Raw genomic sequence first — 16,771 nt, 5'->3', positions numbered from 1 at the left:
CAGCATGCGCCAGATACAAAAAAGGCCGCATATGCGGCCTTTTTGCTTTACAGCGGCGTCCGCCATCCCATCAGGGCTTGGTGGTAAAGCCGTCATTGAGCGGCTGCACCGGCGTGGTGCTCACCGGAGAGGTCGTGACACCGGTGCTGACCGGTGTGGCGCTGCTGGCAGCTGCCGGAGCTTGTGCAGCGGCAGGCACCACGGTGGCGGGCTGCGTGCTGACAGGCGCTGCACTGCCGTCGTTCACCACCGGCGCTGCATTGCCGGTGCTGCGGTTCACGCTCAGCGACTTGAGCTCGTCTTCGCTGATCACCTCGAACACACGCACCACTTTCTGCACGTTGCTCACCCCGCGGGCAATCTCGGCGGCACGCTTGGATTCACGCTCGGTCACGCGGCCCATCAGGTAGACCACGTTGCGCTCGGTCACGACTTTGATGGAGTTCGACGACAGATCCTTGGCATCCACGATGCTCGCCTTGACCTTGCCGGTGATCAAGGTGTCCGTCGAGCGCTGCGACAGGCTGGAGTTGAACATCACGCCCAGCTCATTGACGACGGACTTCACATTCTGGCTGGCCTTGGCAGCCTCTTCGGCCTTGAGCTTGTAGGCCTCATTGGGCACCTCCCCCGTCAGCAGCACCTGGCGGTTGTAACTGGTCACGTTGATATGGCCGTCGTTGCCCGCCTTTTCGCGGATGGCACTGGCCACACGCAGCTCAATGCTCTCGTCCTCCACCTGGATACCCGTGCTGCGGCGGTCGATCGCCACCACCGTACCGCCAACGGCAGCGCCGCCCAGCACCAGCGGCACACAGCCCGACACGGACGCCACCATGGCGCCTACTGCCACCAGGCCCAAGGTCACTCGCTTCCAAGACACAGGCATCATTCCTCTTCTCCTAACAACTGGGTATCGATTCCGTCCATCATGCAGTGCAGCACCAGTTGGTGCACTTCACGCACGCGCGTAGGGCGGTCATGAGGCACACAGACCAGCACATCGGTTTCGCTGAGCACACCGGCCAGATTGCCACCACTGCGCCCGGTCAGCACGATGGCCGACATATCACGCTCGTGCGCCGCCTGTACCGCCGCCAGCAGGGAGCGGTCGTTGCCGTCAACGCTGATCACCAGGAGCAGATCCCCACTCTGGCCCAAGGTTCGCACCTGGCGTGCAGCCACCTGGGCGAGCTTGTCGCCAGTCAGGTTGCCACCCAACTGCGCTTGCGCCAGCGGGCCGCCATCGATTACAAAGGCTGCCAGCTCGGGACGTTCGCGGTCCAGGCCAGACACGCACATGGCGGCAAACTGCGCCGCCTGCGCCCATGACAGGCCATTGCCGCAGCACATCACCTTGTTGCCGCTGGTCACGCAGGCCAGAAGGGCATAGACCGCATTGGCGACGCTTTCGCTGATCTCCTGTGACACCTGGTAGTGGAGATCGGCGCTATCGATGAAGTGCTGTTGGATGTGTTGCTCAAGCATGGAGGCCCGATGATACCCTTGGCAGATTTCCCCCTGGTGAAGAACACGTCCAAAGTCGCTCAAGCGCCGCAAGGCGGTGTCTAGACACGCCTTTTCCGGCGAGGACGGTCGCACGGCACAGGGCGCTGCGCAGACTTTATGGCATTTTGAACCCTTGGCGCATATGCATCAAGCGTCAATAGCTCTTATTTTTGTAGCAAATTATCTCAAATGCCTTCGCCTGCATCAAAGGCTGCCTGCAGCCAGGTGATGGCGGGCTCCACCAGCACCGCGTCGAAGCGGCACGCGGGCAGGCGCGGTTGCGCGGCCAGATAGTGGCGTGCGGCCAGAACGATGCGTCGCCGCTTGGCGACACCAATGCTGCCGGCTGCGCCGCCAAAATCCGCCCGCCCGCGCTGGCGCACTTCCACAAACACCACCGTGCCGTCGCGCTCCTCCATCACCAGATCAATCTCGCCACCGCCGCGACCGGGAGTGCGGAAATTGCGCGCCAGCAACTTGAGCCCCTGTTGTTGGAGATAATGGAGCGCAGCATCCTCGGCCGCCTGGCCGCGTACAGTCGTCGTGGCGGCTGCAGCAAACGCTGCCCCATCGGCCCCGGAAGGATGCGCGGCAGTGCGTCCCGGCGCGCGCCATTTTTCAAGGATTTTCCACGGTGTCCGCATCATTCTCCCTTGCCCTGCCAGCCGCCAAAGAAGCCGCAGGCCAGCAGCAATACCCGGCCTCCACGCTCTATACCGTGGCCACGCCCATCGGCAACCTCGCCGACATCACCCTGCGCGCGCTGCACGTTCTGGAGATGGCGGACGCGGTTGCTTGCGAAGACACGCGCCACACGCACAGCATGCTCCGCGCCTACGGCATTGGCAAGTCGGGCGCGCAACTGATTGCAGTTCACCAACACAACGAGGCCGAAGCTGCCGAACAGGTCATCGCCCGCCTGCAGCAAGGCCAGCGCATCGCCTATGTGAGCGATGCCGGAACGCCCGGCGTGAGCGACCCGGGCGCCCGCCTCGCGGCTGCAGTGGCGCGTGCAGGCCTGCGCGTCAGCCCCCTGCCCGGCGCCAGCAGTGTCACCGCCCTGGTCAGCGCTGCAGGTGCGGTGGCGGCCGATCACGCCAGCAGCGGCTTTGCCTTCATTGGCTTTCTGCCTACCAAGGCCCAGGAGCGCCAGCAAGCAGTGACTCGACTCGCCGAGGATGCGCGCACCCTCATCGTGCTGGAGGCACCGCACCGCATTGCCGACCTGGCCCAGGCCCTGGCAGTGCTGGGCGAGCGCCCCGTGACCCTGGGACGCGAGCTGACCAAGCAGTTTGAAGAAATTGCCACCCTGCCTGCGGCCGGGCTGAGCGACTGGCTGGCGCAGGACGCCAACCGCAGCAAAGGCGAATTTGCCGTGCTGCTGCACCCGCAGGCCGTGGCGCAGGATGGCGGCGACGCGTTGCGCGTGCTGGCACTGCTGCTGGCCGAACTGCCAACCAAGACCGCCGTCAAGCTGGCCGCCGACATCACCGGCGCGCCACGCAACAGCCTGTATGACGCTGCGCTGCAGATGAAACGCAATGCGCAATCCGACAGCGACGACGAAGACAGTGAAGACTGATTTTGAAGAGAACAGGCTTCCAGCGCTTGCCTGGTAGGCGCTGAAAGCTATTTAATTCATAGCATCAGATAGCCTGACCGTGCACCAGGCCTGCAGCCACACCACCGAATAGATCGCCCTCGACCTGTGGTGTGTCAGGAAACGCCAGTGCCAATGCGGCGCGCAAAGGCTGAAGTGCCGACGAGCCACCGGTCAGATAAATCGCATCAATCTGCGACTGCTGCAACCCGGCCAGTTGCACGCAGTGCAAGGCGCATTCGGCCACCTGCGCCAGCAAAGCCTGCAGGCAGTGCTGCAGATCGGCAGGCGCCACCTCGGGGCTGAGTGCGGCTTCCAGCCACTCCACATCCAGGCGCTGTGCGCTTTGCTGGTTGGAAACCGCAATCTTGGCCTCTTCCACCGCGTTGGCCAACCGGTGGCCCCAGTGCTCGTGCAGCACGCGCATCAACCGGTCATGCAAGGCTGTATCGCGGTAGTTGCTGCGTAATGCCTGCGCATCGCGCAGCCGCTGTGCGGTGTAGAGCCACTGGATCAGATGCCAGGTGGACAGATCGTGGAACACGCCGCTGGGCACTTCACGGCCGCTGGGGCCCATATGGTCCAGCCCCAGCAAGGGCATGGCCGCATGCAGGCTCAGGCGCCGGTCAAAATCAGTGCCACCGATGTGTACGCCGGTCGTGGCCAGAATATCGCCCGTGCGGTTGGCATGGTGCATGCGGTCCGGCCCCAGCCGCACCACGGTAAAGTCCGAGGTGCCGCCGCCAATGTCCACCACCAGCACCACCGATTCGCGCGTGATGCGCTGCTCATAATCCAGTGCAGCGGCAATCGGCTCCAGCTGAAAGCGCACATCGGCAAAGCCCGCAGCGCGTGCAGCCTGCTCCAGTGCGGACTGCGCCTGCGCGTCACGCGCTGCATCGTCGTCGACAAAATGCACCGGGCGACCCATCACCACCGTTGCGGGCAGCATGCCCAACTGGCGCCTTGCCGTCGCAGCCAGTTGCTGCACAAACATGGTCACGATGTCCTGGTACGCCACCAGCTTGCCATGCACCGCCGTTTTCTCCTGCATCAGCGCGCTGCCCAGCAGGCTTTTGAGCGAACGCATCAGGCGGCCTTCCGTACCCTCCAGATAGCGCGCCACTGCATCGCGGCCAAAGTGGGTGCTGTTTTCCTCGGTGTTGAAGAACACGGCCGTGGGCATGGCAAGCGACGCACCTTCTGCCTGCAGCAGTTGCGAGGGCCCTGCCGCCGCATTCCCCTTGAATGCCATGGCCGAGTTGGAGGTACCGAAATCAATGCCCAGCAAGGCAGACGAAGAAACGAAAGACATAGAAAAACGACCCGGCCATACGATGCCTGGCGCGCAAGAACAAAAGAAAGTGCCACGCAGAGAGGCATGGCCCCAAAAAGAATGCAGACCCGCCCTCGACAGGCCCCAACAGGATGACTGACGAAGGCTCTGCCACGCGCACGCACCTTCGGGACGTGCATGGCAAAACAGAAAAGCCTCAGCAACTTTGCAGATGCTGAGGCTTATGATTCCTGGTGGCCTGGCGCGGAATCGAACCACGGACACGCGGATTTTCAATCCGCTGCTCTACCAACTGAGCTACCGGGCCAACGAAGTGAATTATAGCGTGAAAAAACGGCCCTTTTTGGAAAAACCGAAATTAATGCTTTTTATTGCGCGTGAGGTCCACGCCCAACTGCCGCAGCTTGCGGTACAGGTGGGTGCGCTCCAAGCCGGTCTTCTCGGCCACACGAGTCATCGAGCCGCCTTCGCGTGCCAGATGGAATTCGAAATAGGCCTTTTCAAAGCCGTCGCGCGCTTCACGCAGCGGACGATCCAGATCAAAGCCCTGGTGTGCATTGGGCATGGCATCCACCACCGCAGCCACGGTAGCGATGGCCGCCACCGGCGCCACGTAGGAGCCGGCTGCATAGCTGGCCACCACCGCCTTGCCTGCTACAGCGACCGGAGCTGCAGTGGGCGCCGGCACATTGCGTTGCAAGCCCTGCTCCACGGCCTTGAGCAGCTTTTGCATGGTGATCGGCTTTTCCAGAAACGAGAATGCGCCAATGCGCGTTGCTTCCACGGCGGTGTCGATGGTCGCGTGCCCGCTCATCATGATGACAGGCATGGTCAGCAGCCCGGTCATCGACCACTCCTTGAGCAAAGAGACACCATCGGTGTCGGGCATCCAGATATCCAGCAGCACCAAGTCGTACTGATTTTCGCCACGGCATCCGCGCGCCTGGGTGGCGTTCTCCGCCACATCCACGCTGTGCCCTTCGTCGTTCAGGATCTCCGACAGGAGATCTCGAATTCCCAATTCGTCATCGACAACCAGAATATTTGCCATATCTTCTTGAAAATCCAGTGCTGCCAGTGCAAAGAGTGCTCAAATTGCCATTGCTTCTTCAATAGCGAATGATAGCGACACTTGGGCACCCAGGATTTTTCCTCCCTCAGTCTTGTTTGAGATTTCTATACGAGCACCATGCTCATCTGCAATTTTCTTGACCACGGCCAACCCCAAGCCAGTCCCTCTCGGCTTGGTCGTGACATAAGGCTCAAATGCCTTTTGTAATATATGTTCGGGAAAGCCGCAACCGAAGTCAGCAATTGTCAAACGAACGCGCTTGTTATTGCTCACATAACGGGTAGAAATCCGCACTGCGGGCGCAGGCTCGTTCTTTCCCGCCCAAGCCTGCTCGGTCGCATCCTGTGCATTTTGCAGCAGGTTATGAATTACCTGGCGCAGCTGCTGCGCATCCCCCAGGATACGCGGTGCGGCTCCATCGAGGTCGGCCTCAATCGGCACAATGGCATTTTCCTCGCCGTACAAGTGCAGCACATCGTGGATCAAGGCATTGAGGTCAAGCCCTTGCAGCATGGCCGCAGGCAGGCGGGCATAGTCACGGAACTCATTGACCAGACGCTTCATGGCGTCGACCTGGTCCACGATCGTGGTCACGGACTTCTTCAAAACCGCCTGATCGGCACCTTCGAGCTTGTTGCCCAGTTTCATCTCGAGCCGCTCGGCGGATAGCTGAATCGGAGTGAGCGGGTTCTTGATCTCGTGCGCCAGGCGGCGCGCCACTTCACCCCAGGCCTGCGCGCGTTGGGCCGAGACGATCTCGGAGATATCGTCGAACACCAGCAGGCGGCGGTTGTCCGGCAAGGTGGCACCCCGGGCAATCAGGTTGATGCTGTTCTGGTTGGGCAGATGGCTGTCGCCGTGCAGTTCGAACGATTGCTGCCAATGGTCCAGATAGTGTTCACTGGTCGCATCATGCAGGCGCTGAAACTGCTGGGCCACTTCATCCGCAAAGGCCTCAAGCCCCGGCATGTCGCGCAGCGGCTTGCCTTCGTAGGCGGCCAGGGGCGCGCGCAGGATGCGGGTCGCACCCGGATTGGTGGAGCGAATGATGCCATCGGTATCGAGCACGATCACCCCGGCCGTCAGGTTGTCCAGAATCGTCTGCAGGCTTTGCCGCGCTTCGTCGGTCTGGCGCATGCCCCGCTCGACCGCACGGCGTGCATCCAGCAGTTGCTGCGTCATCTCGGCAAACGACCGCGTGAGACCGCTGAGTTCGTCCTTGGTGGGCAACACCGGCTTGGGCCGGAGATTGCCGGCAGCCACTTCACGCACCCCCTCGGCCAATACCAGAAGGGGGCGCACCAACTGGTTGCCCAAGAGGGCCGCCAGTACCACCGCGCCAAATACCGCCAGGAACAGCGCCAGGGTCAAGGTACCGATGTACATGCGGCGCAGGCTGTCGCGCGCCAGGGCACGCTCCTGGTATTCACGGTTGGCCTCCTGCACCTTGATGGCATTGGTCACCAGTGCAGACGGCAGCACCATCGTGGCCTGCAGAAATCGGCCATCGGGGATCACACCCAGGTCGCCGTTGGCCACCTGCACCAGAGTCTTGACCCTGACTTTGGATGCGTCTCCCTTGATCACGCCATTAATATCGGCCACATCGTCAAGCCCATCGATCTGAAAGGCGCGCTGCTGCTGGCCTGCCGTGCGCAGCAAGGCTGACGAAGGCTTGTCGGGATTGAGCACGAAGCGCGATTGGCCGGTGCTGGCAATCGCCTGTCCACCGGCAGACCAGAGCACGACATCATCGGCACCCAGCTGGTCTTTGATGCGCTCAAGCACCAGACCCGCTGCTGCATCGGACACCTGCGAGAGTTGCGCGCTCGCGGTGCGTGTCCTGTCGGCCATGGCATTGGCAGTCGTGTCGAGGGTGATGCGCGCCAGATTCACCCCTGCGTCCAGCGCACCTTCCACCTTCACATCAAACCAGCTTTCGATCGAACGCGAAACAAACTGGTAGGACACAAAATAAATCACCACGCCCGGCAATACGCCCACGAGCGCAAATGTGGCCGCGAGCTTGAGCAGCAACTTGCTGCCAAAGCGCTTGGCCATCAGGCGACGCATCAGGCTGCCCACGCCCCACAGCACCACCAGGCCCAGAAGGCCCGCCACGCCGATGTTGATGCCCAGCAACACGCCAAAATATCGCTCGTAGAGCATGCGATTGTTGGTGGCCAGCGATAGCAGGAACAGCAGCACCAGGCCAATGCCGATCATCGCCATCAACCCGACAATCACCGGCCAGCGGGCCCGGCTGGGCCTATGGGCCACACGCATCGACGAGCTTTTCTCGATCTTCATGGCGTGCTGGACTCAGGCAGCGGCAGTTGGCTCCTGATCTGCAGATTGAGGCCGCTGTTGCCAAAAGGCGCAAACTGAAAGATTCGCGGCAGCAGGGAGCTGTCGAGCCGGAAACTGAACTTGACAAGATAATCAGAGCTGTCCGACAGGTCTGCAGCATCGGCAATCTTCCAGTTCCTCACACGCTTGACGATGGCCAGCGCCTCATCCATTGTCTCGAAGCTCTGGCCCAGCGAAGCCGCCATGCCGGCTTCGTTGAGCGGGCTGCTGGAGACATGCAGGCGCCAGCGGCGCGTCAAGGGTTGGTAGCTCAGGCGCAGGTAGCGGGCCGCCTTCTGCACGGTCTTGTCACGCCAGTACCAGCGCTCGGAGATGATTTCGGCCTCCTCCACAAAATACAGGGCCACGCCCTTGTAGAGTGCATCTTCGATCTGTTCGGGTAATGCGAACTGCAGCGCAACGGATGCAAATGCACCTTCCACATTGCGCACCAGCTGCATCTCCACTTTTTTCTCCGCCTCTGCCGCCATGCCTGGCGCGGCTGTGACCAAACACAGCATCAGCGTCAGAAAGAGGTGTTGAATGAATCGCATAGGGGCTTAACGAAGGGGCTTGTGCAGCAGCGCGTAGTAGAAACCATCATGGTCTTGTGCCAGCGTGCCCGGGCTATTGTCCACCGCATTCCAATGCTGTGGCAACAAATGCCCCGGTGCAGCGAGGCGCTTGGCCTCTGGCCAGGTCTGCAGGAACCGCACAATCTGGTCTTCCCCTTCCTCGCGGAACACCGAGCAGGTGCAATACAGCAGCCGTCCGCCCGGCGCCACCAGCGGCCACAGTGCATCGAGCAACTGGCGCTGGATGGTCGCCAACTGCGCAATATCGCCACTGCGGCGCAGCCAGCGCACATCCGGCTGGCGCCGCACAATGCCCGAGGCAGAGCACGGTGCATCCAGCAAAATGGCATCAAACTGTTGCACACCATGGCGTGCCTGTACCACAGGCAACCAGGTCTTCACGTCATCAGCACTGGCGACCACCACATCGGCCGCCAGGCCCAGGCGCTGCAAGGTGCCGTCAATGCGCTCTGCGCGCTTTGCATCTATTTCCAGCGCCACGACATCCAAACTCTTCGGCGTTGGCGCAAATTCCAGCAGATGCGCCGTCTTGCCGCCTGGCGCGGCACAGGCATCGAGCACGTGCAGCGTTGCACCATCACACGGCAGCAGGCCGCTCAGCAGCAGTGGCGCGGCCATCTGTGCTGCACTGTCTTGCACCGATACCCAGCCATCCGCAAAATGCGGCAAATACTCTACCGGCACGGCCTTGGCCAGGATGATGCCCACTTCGCCTGACCCGGCCACCGCAGCGACACCGGCTTGCTCCAGCAACGACAGATATTGCGGCCGGCTGCAGCGCTGAAGGTTGACGCGCAATGCCATCGGCGCCTGGGAATTGTTGGCGGCGACGATGGCCTGCCAGTCCCTGGGATAGTCCTTTTTCAGGCGATCCAACCACCACTGAGGATGGTTGTATTTTGCGATCGGATCCGCAGCAACGGCACCAAGCAGATCGTCTCTTTCTCGCAGAAAGGTGCGCAGGCAGCCATTGATGAAGTTCGATTGCGATCTGGTGACCGAGCGTTTTTTCGCCGCCTCAACCGCTTGGTTCACCAGCGTGAATCCGTCATAGCGCGGCGTATCAGGCAGCAGGAGCGCCAGCGCGGTGCACAGCAGCGCATCGGCTGCCGCCGCCGGCTTGCGTGCAGCCAGCTCGGTACGCACCGCCTCGGCTGTGCCCAATACACGCAGCACATCCATCAGCAAGGCCTGCACGCCCGCACGCAAGGGCGCGTCCACGCCCGCGAGCACGGCCCGGGCTGACTGCCCCTGGCGCACATCCTGCAAGGCGCGAGCCACCGCCACCAGTTGCTCTGCCAAGCTGGGGCCCTGGGTCGATGCGTCTGCAGCGCGGGAGGAATGTGGTTTGCGAGATGCCTGGTTCATGCCATGAGGGAACAGATGCAAGCTGCCATCTGCCCGTGAAATTGCTGATTATTGAATAGTCCGGATAGGTTCCGGCCATGCGTCATGCGCATAAAGCATAAAAGACCCGTAACTCCGCTGCGCGAAATTACGGGTCTTCCGGGATCCGCATCTGGCAGGCAGCGCCTGCCAGATGTTTGACGCCTTAGTCCGCTGCAGGGTCTGCAGCAGCGCCATCGGCAGAAGCCGTGACTTCTTCCGACGCGGCAGCCAGCTCAGCAGCTTCCGCATCGGCGATGGCGCGGCGCTCGGCCTCGTCCATCTCGTCCTTGGCCTTGCGAGCCTGGTGGTAAGCCAGACCGGTACCGGCAGGGATCAGGCGGCCGACGATGACGTTTTCCTTCAGGCCACGCAGCTCGTCGCGCTTGCCCATGATGGCAGCCTCGGTCAGCACGCGGGTCGTTTCCTGGAAGGAAGCGGCCGAGATGAAGGAGTCGGTCGACAGCGAAGCCTTGGTAATACCCAGCAACACGTTCGAGTACGTTGCAGGGATCTTGCCATCGCGCTGCGCTGCTTCGTTGGTGTTGAGCACCTCGGAACGCTCCACCTGCTCGCCCTGGATGTAGCTGGTATCGCCTGGGGCTTCGATCACGACGCGGCGCAGCATCTGGCGAACGATCACCTCGATGTGCTTGTCATTGATCTTCACGCCTTGCAGACGGTACACATCCTGCACCTCGTCAACGATGTAGCGCGACAGCTCTTCGATGCCCAGCAGACGCAGGATGTCCTGCGGATCGGCTGGACCGTCGACGATCAGTTCGCCCTTGTTCACCACCTGACCTTCGTGCACCAGGATGTTGCGTTCCTTCGGAACCAGCTCTTCCCAGACCTTGCCTTCCAGATCGGTGATCTGCAGGCGCACCTTGCCCTTGGTTTCCTTGCCGTAGGAGATGGTGCCGGTCATTTCTGCCAGCGCACCCTTGTCCTTCGGCGTACGGGCTTCAAACAGCTCGGCAACACGTGGCAGACCACCGGTAATGTCACGGGTCTTCTGGCCTTCCATCGGGATACGTGCCAGCACTTCGCCGGGGCCCACTTCCTGGCCGTCACGCACCTGCAGCAGAGCGCCGACCTGGAAGCCGATCGTCACTGCGTGGTCGGTACCAGGGATCTTGACTTCCTGGCCATTGGCATCGGCCAGCTTGACCTGTGGACGCACCACCTTGGCAGAGCCGCGATGCTTTGGATCGATCACCACCAGCGTGGACAGACCGGTCACTTCGTCGACCTGCTTGGCCACCGTCAGACCTTCTTCCACATTCTCGAACTTCACCTGGCCGGCGTATTCGGTAATGATGGGTCGGGTCAGTGGGTCCCAGTTCGCCAGAATCGTACCGGCCTTGATCTGCTGATCAGGTTTGACGGTGAGCGTTGCGCCATAAGGCAGCTTGTGACGCTCGCGCTCGCGGCCATACTCGTCCTGGATCACGATCTCGCCCGAACGCGAAATCACCACCAGTTCGCCCTTATTGTTGGTCACGTAGCGCATGGCAGCGTTGAAGCCGACCACACCATTGGACTTGGCTTCCACGCTCGATGCCACGGCAGCACGCGATGCGGCACCACCAATGTGGAAGGTACGCATGGTCAGCTGCGTGCCTGGTTCACCGATGGACTGGGCAGCGATCACACCGACGGCTTCGCCGAGGTTGATCATGCCGCCACGGCCCAGGTCGCGGCCATAGCAGGTTGCGCACAGGCCAAAGCGCGTTTCGCAGGTCAGCGCCGTACGCACCTTCACTTCATCGACGCCAGCAGCTTCGAGCTCTTCGATCAGGTCTTCATCCAGCAGATCGCCAGCCTTGGCCAGCACTGCGCGGGTTTCGGGGTGCAGCACTTCATCAGCCGCAGTACGACCGAGGATACGGTCGCGCAGCGACTCGATCACTTCACCACCTTCCACCACAGCGCGCATCAGCGTGCCGTTGTGCGTGCCGCAGTCGATCTCGGTGATGACCAGATCCTGTGTCACATCCACCAGACGACGGGTCAGGTAACCCGAGTTTGCGGTCTTCAACGCCGTGTCGGCCAGACCCTTACGGGCGCCGTGCGTGGAGATGAAGTACTGCAACACGTTCAGGCCTTCGCGGAAGTTCGCGGTAATCGGCGTCTCGATGATGGAGCCATCAGGCTTGGCCATCAGACCACGCATACCAGCCAGCTGACGGATCTGGGCAGCGGAGCCACGGGCACCAGAGTCGGCCATCATGTAAATCGCGTTGAACGACTCCTGATCGACTTCCTTGCCATGGCGGTCCACCACCTTTTCCTTGGCCAACTGAGCCATCATGACCTTGGAGACTTCGTCACCGGCCTTGCCCCAGATGTCCACGACCTTGTTGTAGCGCTCGCCCGAGGTCACCAGACCCGAGACGTATTGCTGCTCGATCTCCTTGACCTCGGCTTCGGCGCGACCGATGATTTCCGCCTTCTGCGGAGGCACCAGCATGTCGCCGATGGCGATCGAGATACCGGAGCGCGTTGCCAGACGGAAGCCGTTTTGCAGCAGCTTGTCGGCGAACACCACGGTTTCCTTCAGGCCACACTTGCGGAACGAGATGTTGATCAGCTTGGAGATTTCCTTCTTCTTCAACGTCTTGTTGATCGTCGAAAAAGGCATGCCCTTGGGCAGGATCTCGGACAGCAGTGCACGGCCAACGGTGGTTTCCACCAGCTTGGTCGATGGCTCAAACTCACCAGTGGCCTTGTTCTTGCTCCACTCGGTCAGGCGCACGCTGATCTTGGCTGCGCGCTCGGCTTCACCGGCGTCCAGTGCGCGCTGCACTTCGCCCAGATCCGCGAACACCATGCCTTCGCCCTTGCCGTTGATCTTCTCGCGGGTCGCCTGGTACAGGCCCAGCACCACGTCCTGAGAAGGAACGATCGAAGGCTCGCCCGAAGCGGGGAACAGCACGTTGTTGGATGCCAGCATCAGGGTGCGGGCTTCCATCTGCGCTTCCACCGACAGGGGAACGTGCACAGCCATCTGGTCACCGTCGAAGTCGGCGTTGAAAGCAGCGCAGACTAGCGGGTGCAGTTGCAGGGCCTTGCCTTCAATCAAGATAGGCTCGAACGCCTGGATACCCAGACGGTGCAGCGTAGGTGCCCGGTTGAGCATGATCGGATGCTCGCGGATCACCTCTTCCAGAATGTCCCACACCACCGGCGTGCCGGTTTCCACTTCCTTCTTGGCGGCCTTGATGGTCGTGGCGATGCCACGCGCTTCGAGCTGCGCGAAGATGAAAGGCTTGAACAGCTCCAGCGCCATCAGCTTGGGCAGACCGCACTGGTGCAGCTTGAGCGTTGGGCCCACGGTAATGACCGAACGACCCGAGTAGTCGACGCGCTTGCCCAGCAGATTCTGGCGGAAGCGGCCGCTCTTGCCCTTGATCATGTCGGCCAGCGACTTCAGCGCGCGCTTGTTCGCGCCCGTCATGGCCTTGCCACGGCGGCCGTTGTCCAGCAGCGAATCGACGGCTTCCTGCAACATGCGCTTTTCATTGCGGGCAATGATCTCCGGAGCCTTCAGCTCCAGCAGGCGGCGCAGACGCGAGTTGCGGTTGATGACGCGGCGGTACAGGTCGTTCAGGTCGGAGGTCGCAAAGCGGCCGCCGTCCAGCGGCACCAGCGGACGCAGATCGGGAGGCAGCACAGGCAGCACTTCCATCACCATCCAGCCGGGCTTGATGCCGGACTTCTTGAACGCTTCCAGGAGCTTCAAGCGCTTGGCGTTCTTCTTGACCTTGACTTCGGAGCCGGTCAGGTCATTGCGCAGACGCTCGATTTCCGCATCGATTTCGATGCCTTCGAGCAGGTCCTTGATACCTTCGGCGCCCATCTTGGCAACGAACTCATCACCGTACTCTTCAACGTTCTTGTCGTACTCGTCTTCCGACATGATGCTGAACTTCTTCAGCGGGGTCATGCCAGGGTCGGTCACCACATAGGCTTCGAAGTACAGCACGCGCTCGATGTCACGCAGCGTCATGTCGAGCACCAGGCCCAGACGCGAAGGCAGCGACTTCAGGAACCAGATGTGGGCGCAAGGCGCAGCCAGGTCGATGTGACCCATGCGCTCGCGGCGCACCTTGGTCTGGGTGACTTCAACGCCGCACTTCTCGCAGATCACGCCGCGGTGCTTCAGACGCTTGTACTTGCCGCACAGGCATTCGTAGTCCTTGATCGGGCCAAAGATCTTGGCGCAGAACAGACCATCGCGCTCGGGCTTGAAGGTACGGTAGTTGATGGTCTCGGGCTTCTTCACTTCACCGAAAGACCACGAACGGATCTTTTCGGGCGAAGCCAGGCCGATCTTGATGGCATCGAAATGCTCATCTGGCGTGAATTGCTTGAACAGGTCGAGTAGCGATTTCATAGACTCTTACCCCCTTCAAATTAAGAACGTTCCAGTTCGATGTCCAGGCCCAAGGAACGGATTTCCTTGACCAGCACATTGAACGATTCCGGCATGCCGGCTTCGATGGAGTGTTCGCCCTTGACGATGTTCTCGTACACCTTGGTACGGCCCACCACGTCGTCGGACTTCACGGTCAGCATTTCCTGCAGCACATAGGCGGCGCCGTAAGCTTCCAGCGCCCACACTTCCATTTCACCGAAACGCTGGCCACCGAACTGGGCCTTGCCGCCCAGAGGTTGCTGCGTCACCAGCGAATAAGGACCGGTGGAGCGGGCATGCATCTTGTCGTCGACCAGATGGTGCAGCTTCAGGTAGTGCATGTAGCCGATCGTGGTGGGACGCTCGAAGCGCTCACCAGTGCGGCCGTCATACAGATAAGCCTGCGTGCGTGGCTCGGTCAGGCCCTTGCGCGCCTGGATGTCATCAGGGTATGCCAGCTTCAGCATGTCCTTGATTTCCTGTTCCGAGGCGCCGTCGAACACTGGCGTTGCGAATGGCACGCCGTTCTTCAGGTTTTCGGCCATGGCCATGACCTGCTCGTCGGACAGCTGCTTGAGGTCTTCCTTGCGGCCACGGCTGTTGTACACCTCTTCCAGGAAGGAGCGCACTTCGGTAGCGCGCGCTTCGGCCTGCAGCATGTCGCCGATGCGCTGACCCAGACCCTTGCCTGCCCAGCCCAGATGGACTTCCAGCACCTGACCGATGTTCATGCGCGATGGCACGCCCAGCGGGTTCAGCACGATGTCGGCGGTGGTGCCGTCTGCCATGAATGGCATGTCTTCCACCGGCACGATCTTGGAGACCACACCCTTGTTACCGTGGCGGCCGGCCATCTTGTCGCCTGGCTGCAGGCGGCGCTTGACGGCCAGGTACACCTTGACCATCTTGAGCACGCCGGCAGGCAGCTCGTCGCCTTGGGTGAGCTTCTTGCGCTTTTCTTCGAACGCCAGGTCGAAGTTATGACGTTGCTGCTCGATGGAGTTCTTGATGGACTCCAACTGCGCAGCCACGTCGTCTTCGGCTGGGCGAATATCGAACCAGTGGAATTTCTCCACGCTGTCGAGATACGCCTTGTCGATCTTCGTGCCCTTGGCCAGCTTCTGCGGACCACCGTTGGCCACGCGGCCGTTGAGCAGCTTGGCAATACGGTCGAACGCGTCGGCTTCAACAATGCGCAACTGGTCGTTCAGATCCAGACGGAAACGCTTGAGTTCATCGTCGATGATCTGCTGAGCACGCTTGTCGCGCTGGATGCCTTCACGGGTGAAGACCTGCACGTCGATCACGGTACCTTGCGAGCCCTGATCCACACGCAGCGAAGTGTCCTTCACATCGGATGCCTTCTCGCCGAAGATGGCGCGCAGCAGCTTCTCTTCAGGCGTCAGCGTGGTCTCGCCCTTTGGCGTGACCTTGCCCACCAGCACGTCGCCAGGCTGCACTTCTGCACCCACATAGATGATGCCGGACTCGTCGAGGCGGTTGAGTTGCTGCTCGGACAGGTTCGGAATGTCGCGCGTGATTTCTTCGGCACCCAGCTTGGTGTCGCGAGCCATCACCACGAGTTCTTCGATGTGGATCGAGGTATAGCGGTCTTCTGCAACCACGCGTTCGGAGATCAGGATCGAGTCTTCGAAGTTGTAGCCGTTCCAGGTCATGAACGCGATCAGCATGTTCTGACCAATGGCGATTTCGCCCAGGTCGGTCGATGCGCCATCGGCGATCACGTCACCCTTGGCCAGCGCGTCACCACGCTTGACGACAGGGCGCTGGTGGATGTTGGTGTTCTGGTTGGAGCGCTGGTACTTGATGAGGTTGTAGATGTCCACACCCACTTCACCGGCCACCGCTTCTTCGTCGTTCACGCGGATCACGATACGGGTCGCATCGACGTAGTCAACGATACCACCACGGGTAGCGGTCACCACCGTACCCGAATCCACGGCAGCGACGCGTTCGATACCGGTACCGACCATGGGCTTTTCAGGACGCAGCACAGGCACGGCCTGGCGCGACATGTTGGCACCCATCAACGCGCGGTTCGCGTCATCGTGCTCCAGGAAAGGAATCAGCGAGGCAGCCACCGACACGATCTGCGCAGGCGACACGTCCATGTACTGCACGCGCTCGGCAGACAGCAGGGTCGAGTCCCCGTTCTCACGGGCAGACACCAGGTCACCCGTCAGGCGGCCATCCTTGTCCAGCTCGGCATTGGCCTGAGCGATCACGTACTTGCCTTCTTCGATGGCAGACAGGTAATCGATCTCGTTCGTGACCTTGCCATCCACCACACGGCGGTATGGCGTTTCAATGAAGCCATACTCGTTCAGGCGGGCGTACAGTGCCAGCGAGTTGATCAGACCGATGTTCGGACCTTCAGGCGTTTCGATCGGGCAGACGCGGCCGTAGTGGGTCACGTGCACGTCACGCACTTCAAAGCCAGCACGCTCGCGGGTCAGACCGCCCGGACCCAGAGCGGAAACACGACGCTTGTGCGTGATTTCCGCCAGCGGGTTGGTCTGGT

11 protein-coding genes and 1 tRNA gene are annotated in these 16,771 nt (G+C 61.3%); 1 reads left to right on the top strand and 11 read right to left on the bottom strand.

Translation table 11 applies throughout. The features are described 5' to 3' along the window. Positions 1–70: 70 nt before the first annotated feature. From ACH2DG_RS15950 to ACH2DG_RS15940, 3 genes are all read right to left on the bottom strand, one after another. A complete protein-coding gene (locus ACH2DG_RS15950; protein WP_395027429.1) occupies positions 71–889 on the bottom strand; it encodes a BON domain-containing protein in 819 nt (272 codons plus the stop codon). Next, positions 889–1,488 carry an SIS domain-containing protein gene (locus ACH2DG_RS15945; protein WP_395027352.1) on the bottom strand — a complete coding sequence of 200 codons (600 nt, stop codon included), beginning with the start codon at positions 1,486–1,488 and terminating at the stop codon, positions 889–891. The genes ACH2DG_RS15950 and ACH2DG_RS15945 overlap by 1 nt, the downstream gene beginning before the upstream one ends. A 206-nt stretch (positions 1,489–1,694) precedes the next feature. Continuing rightward, positions 1,695–2,153 (bottom strand): YraN family protein, encoded by a 459-nt coding sequence (locus ACH2DG_RS15940; protein ID WP_395027350.1) that lies wholly within the window; start codon positions 2,151–2,153, stop codon positions 1,695–1,697. Here ACH2DG_RS15940 and rsmI point away from each other — a divergent pair. Beyond that, complete coding sequence (rsmI, locus tag ACH2DG_RS15935; RefSeq protein ID WP_395027349.1) at positions 2,144–3,091, top strand: 16S rRNA (cytidine(1402)-2'-O)-methyltransferase; 948 nt, start codon at positions 2,144–2,146, stop codon at positions 3,089–3,091. The genes ACH2DG_RS15940 and rsmI overlap by 10 nt on opposite strands. 64 nt (positions 3,092–3,155) lie before the next feature. On the opposite strand, the gene ACH2DG_RS15930 is transcribed toward rsmI, so the two are convergent. The 8 genes from ACH2DG_RS15930 to rpoB form a co-directional block, all read right to left on the bottom strand. Then, positions 3,156–4,424: an Hsp70 family protein gene (locus ACH2DG_RS15930; protein WP_395027348.1), complete on the bottom strand. Its 1,269-nt coding sequence runs from the start codon at positions 4,422–4,424 to the stop codon at positions 3,156–3,158. A gap of 213 nt (positions 4,425–4,637) precedes the next feature. Then, positions 4,638–4,713: transfer RNA gene (locus tag ACH2DG_RS15925), tRNA-Phe, on the bottom strand. A gap of 51 nt (positions 4,714–4,764) precedes the next feature. After that, positions 4,765–5,457: a response regulator gene (locus ACH2DG_RS15920; protein ID WP_395027347.1), complete on the bottom strand. Its 693-nt coding sequence runs from the start codon at positions 5,455–5,457 to the stop codon at positions 4,765–4,767. A 39-nt stretch (positions 5,458–5,496) separates the two neighbouring features. After that, positions 5,497–7,788, bottom strand: coding sequence for an ATP-binding protein (locus tag ACH2DG_RS15915; RefSeq protein WP_395027346.1), 2,292 nt, complete (start codon positions 7,786–7,788; stop codon positions 5,497–5,499). Continuing rightward, entirely contained in the window at positions 7,785–8,381 is a 597-nt protein-coding gene (locus ACH2DG_RS15910; protein WP_395027344.1) for a DUF4390 domain-containing protein, read from the bottom strand. The genes ACH2DG_RS15915 and ACH2DG_RS15910 overlap by 4 nt, the downstream gene beginning before the upstream one ends. Positions 8,382–8,387: 6 nt before the next feature. Beyond that, entirely contained in the window at positions 8,388–9,791 is a 1,404-nt protein-coding gene (gene rsmB / locus ACH2DG_RS15905; RefSeq protein ID WP_395027343.1) for a 16S rRNA (cytosine(967)-C(5))-methyltransferase RsmB, read from the bottom strand. 184 nt (positions 9,792–9,975) lie between these two features. After that, a complete protein-coding gene (gene rpoC / locus ACH2DG_RS15900; RefSeq protein WP_395027341.1) occupies positions 9,976–14,208 on the bottom strand; it encodes a DNA-directed RNA polymerase subunit beta' in 4,233 nt (1,410 codons plus the stop codon). Between the two features lie 20 nt (positions 14,209–14,228). Next, positions 14,229–16,771, bottom strand: a 2,543-nt coding sequence (gene rpoB, locus ACH2DG_RS15895; RefSeq protein ID WP_395027339.1) for a DNA-directed RNA polymerase subunit beta, incomplete at its 5' end; no start/stop codon positions are given.

Origin of the sequence: Comamonas odontotermitis, from assembly GCF_040396735.1 — a bacterium.
GTDB lineage: Bacteria > Pseudomonadota > Gammaproteobacteria > Burkholderiales > Burkholderiaceae_C > Comamonas > Comamonas odontotermitis_C.
The sequence above is the reverse complement of the archived record's forward strand: the minus strand, read 5'-3'. Positions and strand labels throughout refer to the sequence as shown.

What these genes read in the sequence shown, in the direction of transcription:
- ACH2DG_RS15950 (WP_395027429.1), bottom strand. Translation starts at nt 889, where the DNA reads ATGCCTGTGTCTTGGAAGCGAGTGACCTTGGGCCTGGTGGCAGTAGGC.
- ACH2DG_RS15945 (WP_395027352.1), bottom strand. Translation starts at nt 1,488, where the DNA reads ATGCTTGAGCAACACATCCAACAGCACTTCATCGATAGCGCCGATCTC.
- ACH2DG_RS15940 (WP_395027350.1), bottom strand. Translation starts at nt 2,153, where the DNA reads ATGCGGACACCGTGGAAAATCCTTGAAAAATGGCGCGCGCCGGGACGC.
- ACH2DG_RS15930 (WP_395027348.1), bottom strand. Translation starts at nt 4,424, where the DNA reads ATGTCTTTCGTTTCTTCGTCTGCCTTGCTGGGCATTGATTTCGGTACC.
- ACH2DG_RS15920 (WP_395027347.1), bottom strand. Translation starts at nt 5,457, where the DNA reads ATGGCAAATATTCTGGTTGTCGATGACGAATTGGGAATTCGAGATCTC.
- ACH2DG_RS15915 (WP_395027346.1), bottom strand. Translation starts at nt 7,788, where the DNA reads ATGAAGATCGAGAAAAGCTCGTCGATGCGTGTGGCCCATAGGCCCAGC.
- ACH2DG_RS15910 (WP_395027344.1), bottom strand. Translation starts at nt 8,381, where the DNA reads ATGCGATTCATTCAACACCTCTTTCTGACGCTGATGCTGTGTTTGGTC.
- rsmB (WP_395027343.1), bottom strand. Translation starts at nt 9,791, where the DNA reads ATGAACCAGGCATCTCGCAAACCACATTCCTCCCGCGCTGCAGACGCA.
- rpoC (WP_395027341.1), bottom strand. Translation starts at nt 14,208, where the DNA reads ATGAAATCGCTACTCGACCTGTTCAAGCAATTCACGCCAGATGAGCAT.